At 71.0% G+C, this 6,992-nt stretch carries 6 protein-coding genes and 1 rRNA gene; all 7 read right to left on the bottom strand.

Features of this window, described 5'->3' with window-relative positions; translation table 11 throughout:
• A partial coding sequence (locus QMK34_RS25655; protein WP_326416977.1) for an AAA family ATPase occupies window positions 1-1,344 on the bottom strand: 1,344 nt, incomplete at its 3' end.
• 96 nt (window positions 1,345-1,440) lie between these two features.
• A complete protein-coding gene (locus tag QMK34_RS25650; RefSeq protein WP_326416920.1) occupies window positions 1,441-2,370 on the bottom strand; it encodes an NAD kinase in 930 nt (309 codons plus the stop codon).
• Window positions 2,367-3,185, bottom strand: coding sequence for a TlyA family RNA methyltransferase (locus QMK34_RS25645; RefSeq protein WP_326416919.1), 819 nt, complete (start codon window positions 3,183-3,185; stop codon window positions 2,367-2,369). The genes QMK34_RS25650 and QMK34_RS25645 overlap by 4 nt, the downstream gene beginning before the upstream one ends.
• Before the next feature lie 4 nt (window positions 3,186-3,189).
• Window positions 3,190-3,420 (bottom strand): hypothetical protein, encoded by a 231-nt coding sequence (locus QMK34_RS25640; RefSeq protein ID WP_442785216.1) that lies wholly within the window; start codon window positions 3,418-3,420, stop codon window positions 3,190-3,192.
• 56 nt (window positions 3,421-3,476) lie between these two features.
• A complete protein-coding gene (locus tag QMK34_RS25635) occupies window positions 3,477-4,472 on the bottom strand; it encodes an HAD-IIA family hydrolase (protein WP_326416917.1) in 996 nt (331 codons plus the stop codon).
• A complete protein-coding gene (locus QMK34_RS25630; RefSeq protein WP_326416915.1) occupies window positions 4,465-6,777 on the bottom strand; it encodes a hypothetical protein in 2,313 nt (770 codons plus the stop codon). The genes QMK34_RS25635 and QMK34_RS25630 overlap by 8 nt, the downstream gene beginning before the upstream one ends.
• Window positions 6,778-6,867: 90 nt before the next feature.
• Window positions 6,868-6,984: ribosomal RNA gene (rrf, locus tag QMK34_RS25625) — 5S ribosomal RNA — on the bottom strand.
• Window positions 6,985-6,992: the final 8 nt, after the last annotated feature.

Raw genomic sequence — 6,992 nt, 5'->3', positions numbered from 1 at the left:
CGGCAGCGGCGGGGCGCCCTTGTGCGCGCGCAGCAGGAGTTCGACCTCGTCGACCCCGTCCGCGCCCGCGTGCACCAGCCTGCCGTCGACCTTCAAGGCCTGCGAGTCGCTCTCCTCGACCTGGCGCTGCTCGACGGTGACCTCGATCTGGGCCTGTCCCATGGCCAGGCCCGCCATCTCGGCGGTGATCTCCTCGGCCAGCTCGGCGGCGGCCTTGGCGCGTGCGGAGGAAACGATCGACGCGTGTTCGGCCAGCCGGACGGCCAGCTCGTCACGCCGGGAAGCCAGCTCCGCGAGGGCCTCCTCCGAAGTGTCCATCGTGGACATCCGGCGGCGGGCGTCCTCTGCCCAGGCGAGCACGCCCTCGACGTCGGCGGCGTACTTGCGGGTGAGCCGTTTGAGGTCGGCCTGGCGCGCGAGAGACTTCTGCAGCTGCTCGGGATCGGCCTCCAGGGTCTCCAGGTAGCCGCCGAGCTCGGTGCCGACGTCGGACAGCAGCACCGAAGCCTCGTCAAGGCGGGGCTTGAGGTTGCGCAGCACCGGGTCCTCTGACCCGGCGATCTGCCGGGTGGCCTCGGCGATCAGCCCCAGCGCGCCCGGGACATCCGGATCGCCGTCGGCGGAACCGGACACCACGTCATGCGCGGCGCCCGCCGTCGCGCGCAGCTCGTCGACCGCGGCGAGGCGCTTGATCTGCTCGGTGAGCTCGGTGTCCTCACCCGGCAGCGGGGCCACCCCGTCGATCTCGTCGAGGCCGTGACGCAGCAGATCCGCCTGCTGGGCCATCTCACGCGACCGGCCTGTCCGCTCGGCGAGCTCGGCCACGACGGCCTGCCACTCCTCGCGCACGGCGCGGTACTCGGCGAGCGGCTCGGCCACGGACTCCGCGGCGAACCGGTCGATGACCGCTCGCTGCTCGGCGGGCCGCAGCAGCCGGAGCTGATCGTTCTGCCCGTGGACGGCGATCAGCTGCTCCGACAGGTCCGCGAGCACCCCGACCGGCACCGACCGGCCACCCAGGTGCGCACGGGACCGGCCGTCGACCGCGACCGCGCGCAGCGCGATCACACTGCCGTCCTCGTCGATCTCGGCTCCGGCGTCGGTGACGATCCGGGTCGCCTGCTCGGCGCCGCCCAGTTCGAACCGGCCCTCCACGAAGGCCTTGAGCATTCCCGTCCGTACCTTCGACACTTCCGCACGACCACCCGAGAGCAGGTGCAACCCGCTCACGACCATCGTCTTACCCGCACCCGTCTCACCAGTGACCACGGTGAAGCCCGGGTGCAGTTCCAGCAGGGCGTCCTCGATCACTCCGAGGCCCTGGATGCGCATCTCGGCCAGCACGACGCCCACCGTAGCGGCACGGTCCGACAAGGCGCGCACTCAACCGCCATGAACGGACCTTTCCTGGCAAAAAATGCCATGAACGGTCCGTTCATCTCACGCGGGAGAGGACCCTCCCCTGGCATGGCGCTGCCGCCAGCTCTTCACCGGCAGCGAGAACTTGTGGACCAGCCGGTCGGTGAACGGGCCGTCCCAGAGCCGCACGAGCCGGACCGGCACCTTGCCGCACACCACACGCACGCTCGCGCCCCGCGGCAGCGCGAAATGACGGGCGCCGTCGCAGGTCAGCACCGCGGGCGAGCCGTCGGGGTCGATGTGCACGGTGATCACGGAGTCGCGCGAAACGACCAGCGGCCGCGCGAACATCGCGTGCGCGTTGCTCGGCACGACCAGCAGCGCCTCGACCTCGGGCCAGATGATGGGCCCGCCCGCGGAGAACGCGTACGCCGTCGAGCCCGTCGGGGTCGCGCACAGCACGCCGTCACAGCCGAACGAGGACACGGGCCTGCCGTCGACCTCGATCAGCGCGTCCAGCACCCGCTCCCGCGAACTCTTTTCGACGCTGGCCTCGTTCAACGCCCAGGTACTGGCCACCTCGACGCCGTCCACGCTGACCGTGACGTCCACGGTCATCCGCTCTTCGACGCGGTAGTCGCCGTCGACCACGCGCTGCACGGTGTCCGAGAGCGCGTCGGAATCGGCCTCCGCGAGAAACCCGACCCGGCCGAGGTTCACCCCGAGCACCGGCACCCTGGCCGGCCTCGCCAGCTCCGCCGCCCGCAGGAGCGTGCCGTCGCCACCGAGGACGAACACGAGCTCGGCGCCTGCCGCCGGATCGCCGTCCTGGCCGACCACGGTGCAGTCCGCGCCCACGCCCCCGTCGGCCTCCAGCAGCTCGCGGACGTCCTCGTCGAGCACCCGCAGCCGGATCCCGGCCTTGGCGAACCGGGCGGACACCTCACGGGCGGCCTCCCTGGTCGTTTCCCGGTCCGGGTGCACGACCAGCAGGACTTCGCGTTCACTCACTGCGGACCCTCTCCGACGGCGGTATGGACCAGCTCTTCGGCGTCCACGGTGTCCAGCCCGGCGTCATTTTCCCGCTTCAGCCAGACGAAGTATTCGACGTTGCCGGACGGGCCCGGCAACGGACTCGCGACCACGCCGTGCAGGCTCAGCCCCAGTTTGGCGGCCTCGGCGAGCACTGCGAGCACCGATTCCGCGCGGAGTCCTGGATCCCGGACGACCCCGCCGCTGCCGAGCCGGTCCTTGCCGACCTCGAACTGCGGTTTGACCATCGGCACCAGGTCTGCACCCTCGCGGGCACACGCGACCAGCGCGGGCAGGACGAGTTTGAGCGAGATGAAGGAGAGGTCGCCGACCACGAGGTCGACCTGGCCGCCCAGTGCCTCGGGGGTGACCGAGCGGACGTTCGTCTTGTCCAGCACCACGACGCGCTCGTCCGTGCGCAGGCGCCAGTCCAGCAGCCCGCGGCCGACGTCGGCCGCGACGACGGTGGTCGCGCCGTTACGCAGCAGGACATCGGTGAAGCCGCCTGTCGACGCACCCGCGTCCAGACAGCGCTTACCCTCGACGGTGAGACCGGCGGGCCCGAAAGCCGCCAGGGCGCCCAGCAGTTTGTGCGCCCCGCGCGAAGCCCAGCCGGGGTCGTCGTTGTCCCGCACCACGATCGGCGCGTCGGTCTCCACGCCGGTCGCCGGTTTGCTCGCGACCATACCGCGCACGCTGACCTTGCCCTCGGTGATCAGTGCCGAAGCTTGTTCACGCGACCGGGCGAGGCCGCGGCGTACCAGCTCCGCGTCCAAGCGGGCCCTTCTCGGCACCCGGTCAGACCTTGTCGATGCTGGACAGCGCGACGGTCAGCTCCGTGTGGACGGCGTCGAACCGCTCCACGTGCTCCGAGAGCGGCACCGCGTCGAGCTGGTCGAGCCCGGAAACGGCCTCGTCGATACCGGCCCGTGGATCGGTCTGCTGCGGCTCGAGCTGCTCGACGCCGACAGGCAGCACGGGCGGACCTGGGACGGGCGGCCGCGGGACGGGGTTCGGGTGATAATCCACCACACCAAGTTAGCCGATCCCGCGGCGCGCCCGCTGGTGACTCCAGCGCTGTCGGCTCAGGCCAGGCCGAGCTCGGCCAGCGCGGCGTAAGCGGCTTCGCCGTCCGCACGCACCTTGCTCGTTCCGGACTCCCAGGCGGGCCCGCACAGCGCGCGAAGCAGGTCGAGAGGGTCCGGGGTCCCGGCGCCGGAGACGACGAGCTCACCGTCGAGCACGTCGACCAGCCAAGCGGCCCGGGGGCCGATCACGAGCTGGTCGGCGGCCTGGGTCAACGCGGTCAGATCGGCCGCGAGGTACTTGGGCCGCTCCGCCGGGATGGCCGTGAGCAGCGTCGCCGGGGTGGCGACCCCGCTCAGCACGGCCAGCACGTCGACGTCCGCCGCCACCGCGCCCGCGATGTCCGTGTCGAGCCGGTCCCCGACGACCAGTGGCCGTTCGGAGCCCGCCGACTTCGCGGCCGTGGTGAACAGCAGCGGCTCGGGCTTACCCGCCACGAGCGGTTCGACGCCGGTCGCCGTCCGCAGCGCGGCGACCATCGACCCGTTCCCCGGCAGCAGGCCACGCTCCGAAGGCAGCGTCGCGTCGACGTTGCAGGCCACCCAGAGCGCACCGGCACGGATCGCCAGGCACGCCTCCGCCAGCTGCTTCCAGCCATTGTCCGGCGAGTGCCCCTGAACGACGGCCGCGACGTTCTCGCCCGCCTCACGGACGGGACGGAGACCGGCGGAAGCGACCTCGTCGGCCAGCGACTCGGCACCGACGACGAGCACCTCGGCACCCGCGTCGAGCCGCTCACGCAGCAGGACGACAGCCGCCTGGGCGCTCGTGTGTACCTCGTGGGGCTCGGCGGCCATGCCGAGCTCCACGAGGTGCGCCACGACGTCCTGGGGTGCCTTGGAGGCGTTGTTGGTGACGAACCGGACGGCGGTGCCGTGCTCCCGGACCGCCCGCAGCGTCTCCGGGGCGCCCGGAACCACCTTCACACCGTTGTAGACCGTGCCGTCGAGGTCGAACAGGACCGCGTCGTAGGCCGCCAGCAGTGCATCACTCATCGGCGAGCTCCGAAGCACGCTCGGCGGCGTCCGTCTCGTCGTTCTCGTCGGCCTCGGCCGCGTGCATGAACCACTGGATGGCTTCGTCCTTGCGGTCCGCGGCGACGAGGTTGTCGGCGTAGGCGTAGAACAACCGCGCGCTCCACGGGTCCTTCTTGCCTTCCTTGAGGTCCGGGCCCTGCAGGGAGACCACGGCGGCCTCCAGCTGGCCGAGGTCCCGGCGGGCACCGGCGGCGACGATGGCGAGCTCGATCTGGATGGCCTTCGCCAGCTTGCTGGTGTCGACCTCCTTCGCCAGGTCGAGCGCACGCTCGGGACGCCCGATCGCCCGCTCCGCGTCGGCGATGATCGCGATGTGGTCGTCGGTCCTGGTCATCCGCCGAACGGCCCGCAGCTCGGACAGGGCGTCGGCCCAGTTCCCGGCGTGGTAGGCCACCAGGCCGAGCGCCTCCCGCACGATCGGCACGCGGGAGGCCTTGGCCTTCGCGTACCTGGCGTGGGCGAGCGCGGCCTCGGGATCGGTGTCGATCAGGCCGCCTGCCGCGACGAGGTGCTTGCCGACGGTCTCCGCGAGCCCCTTGGGCAGGGTGCGGAGCTCGGTGCGAGCGTCCTGGTCGAGGTCGGAAAACTCGATGCCTTCGGGCAGCTCAGGGGCTTCGAGAAGCTCCCTGGCCAGCGTCTGGTCGTCGATGTGCGCCTCGGCGCGCGGAGCGCGGGGCGGGAAGCCCTTGCGGTCCTCACGCTCATGCGGCGCCCGTTCCTTGCGCTCGTAACCGCCCCGCGAATCGGAACGCTCGGGACGCTTGTCGTACCGCTTCTCCGGCCGGTCACCCGAACGATGATCGGGCCGGGACTCCGACCGCGAGTCGGACCTGGTGTCCGACCTGCTGTCCGGCTTGCTGTCCGGCCTGCTGTCGGACCTGTTTTCGGACCTGTTTTCGGACCTGTTGTCAGACCCGGAGTCGGGACGCTTGTCATAGCCGCCAGCGGACCGGTTGTCGGACCGCTTCTCGTAGCTCTTCTGGTAGCTACTGTCACCGGAACGGGAGTCGGGACGCTTGTCGTAACCGCCCCCGCCGGACCGGTTGTCGGGGCGCTTGTCGTAGCCACCACCACCCGAACGGGTGTCCGGACGCTTGTCGTAGCTACCCCCACCCGAACGCGAGTCAGGACGCTTGTCGTAGCTGCCGCCACCCGAACGCGAGTCAGGACGCTTGTCGTAGCTGCCGCCGCCCGAACGGGTATCAGGACGCTTGTCATAGCTGCCCCCACCGGACCTGGTATCGGGACGCTTGTCATAGCCGCCGCTGGCGGGACGGGAGTCCGAGCGGTTGTCGTACCGCTTCTCCGGACGGCTGTCAGACCGGTCGTCGGAACGCCGGTCCGGGCGGGTGTCGGGACGGTCGCCGGACGGGCGAAAACCGCCGCGCCGGTCGTCGTCACGGCCCTTGGCGCGATCGCCGGTGTAGCCACCGGAACGGCGGTCGTCACGACCCGCGTCACCGGTGCCGCCGCCACGACGGTCGTCACTACGGCCCCCGGCATAACCGCCGGTCCGGGGCGCGCCCGAGCTACGGCCGGTTTGGCCGGACTTGCCCTCGGGACGTCCTTCGTACCGACCGCTCGGACGTCCACCGGAGGTGTTGCCCTCGGCACGCCGGTCGGCACGGTTCACGAACCCGCCGGAACGGGTGTCCGGACGCTTGTCGTAACTCCCGCCACCGGAACGGGTGTCGGGACGCTTGTCGTAACTCCCGCCGCCGGAACGGTTGTCGGGACGCTTGTCGTAACTCCCGCCGCCGGAACGGTTGTCCGGGCGCTTGTCGTAGCCGCCACCGCCGGACCGGTTGTCGGAACGACCACCGGAGCGGTTGTCCGAACGGTTTTCGAACCGGTTGTCGAACGGCTTCGAGGAGCGACCCTCGGCAGGCCGGTAACCGCCGCGATCGTCACTGCGGCCACCCGAGGGCGCGCCGCCACGACGGTCGTCACCGGACCGCGGACGCTGGGACGAAGAGTCGCGGGACTGCCCGCCGAACCGGCTCCCGCCTCGCTGATCGCGCTCACGGGAGGCGTCGCCACCACGGAACGGCGGCTTCCCGCCGGACCCGCCCGTACCGCGTGCGCCCTGGTCATCCCGGCGGGGCCGACCCTGGTAGCCGCCATCGCGGCCGCCCCGGTCCTGCTTCCCGCCGGCGGTACTCCTTGGTGCGTCAGACCGGCCTCCGCGGGGACTTTCGTCCCGGCGACCCGACCGGTTGGACGCGGCATCATCCTGTGAGTCACGTCGACCGAACTCGGACACCTGGCCTCCTGCCACTATGAAAGATCGTAGAAACACGTAGGGCCCGCTAGGGAGCCAACTGGCTATCCTAACGGGCCCTACGGAAGGGGTGTTCGGCGGCGTCCTACTCTCCCACAATCCTTCGACTGCAGTACCATCGGCGCTACCAGGCTTAGCTTCCGGGTTCGGAATGGGACCGGGCGTTTCCCTGGCGCTATAACCACCGTAACTCTGCG

The organism is Amycolatopsis sp. H20-H5, assembly GCF_035828755.1.
In the GTDB taxonomy this organism is placed as follows: Bacteria; Actinomycetota; Actinomycetes; order Mycobacteriales; family Pseudonocardiaceae; genus Amycolatopsis.
The sequence above is the reverse complement of the archived record's forward strand: the minus strand, read 5'-3'. Positions and strand labels throughout refer to the sequence as shown.

Excerpts from the sequence above, each read along its gene's own strand:
- QMK34_RS25635 (WP_326416917.1), bottom strand. The coding sequence starts at position 4,472 with ATGAGTGATGCACTGCTGGCGGCCTACGACGCGGTCCTGTTCGACCTC.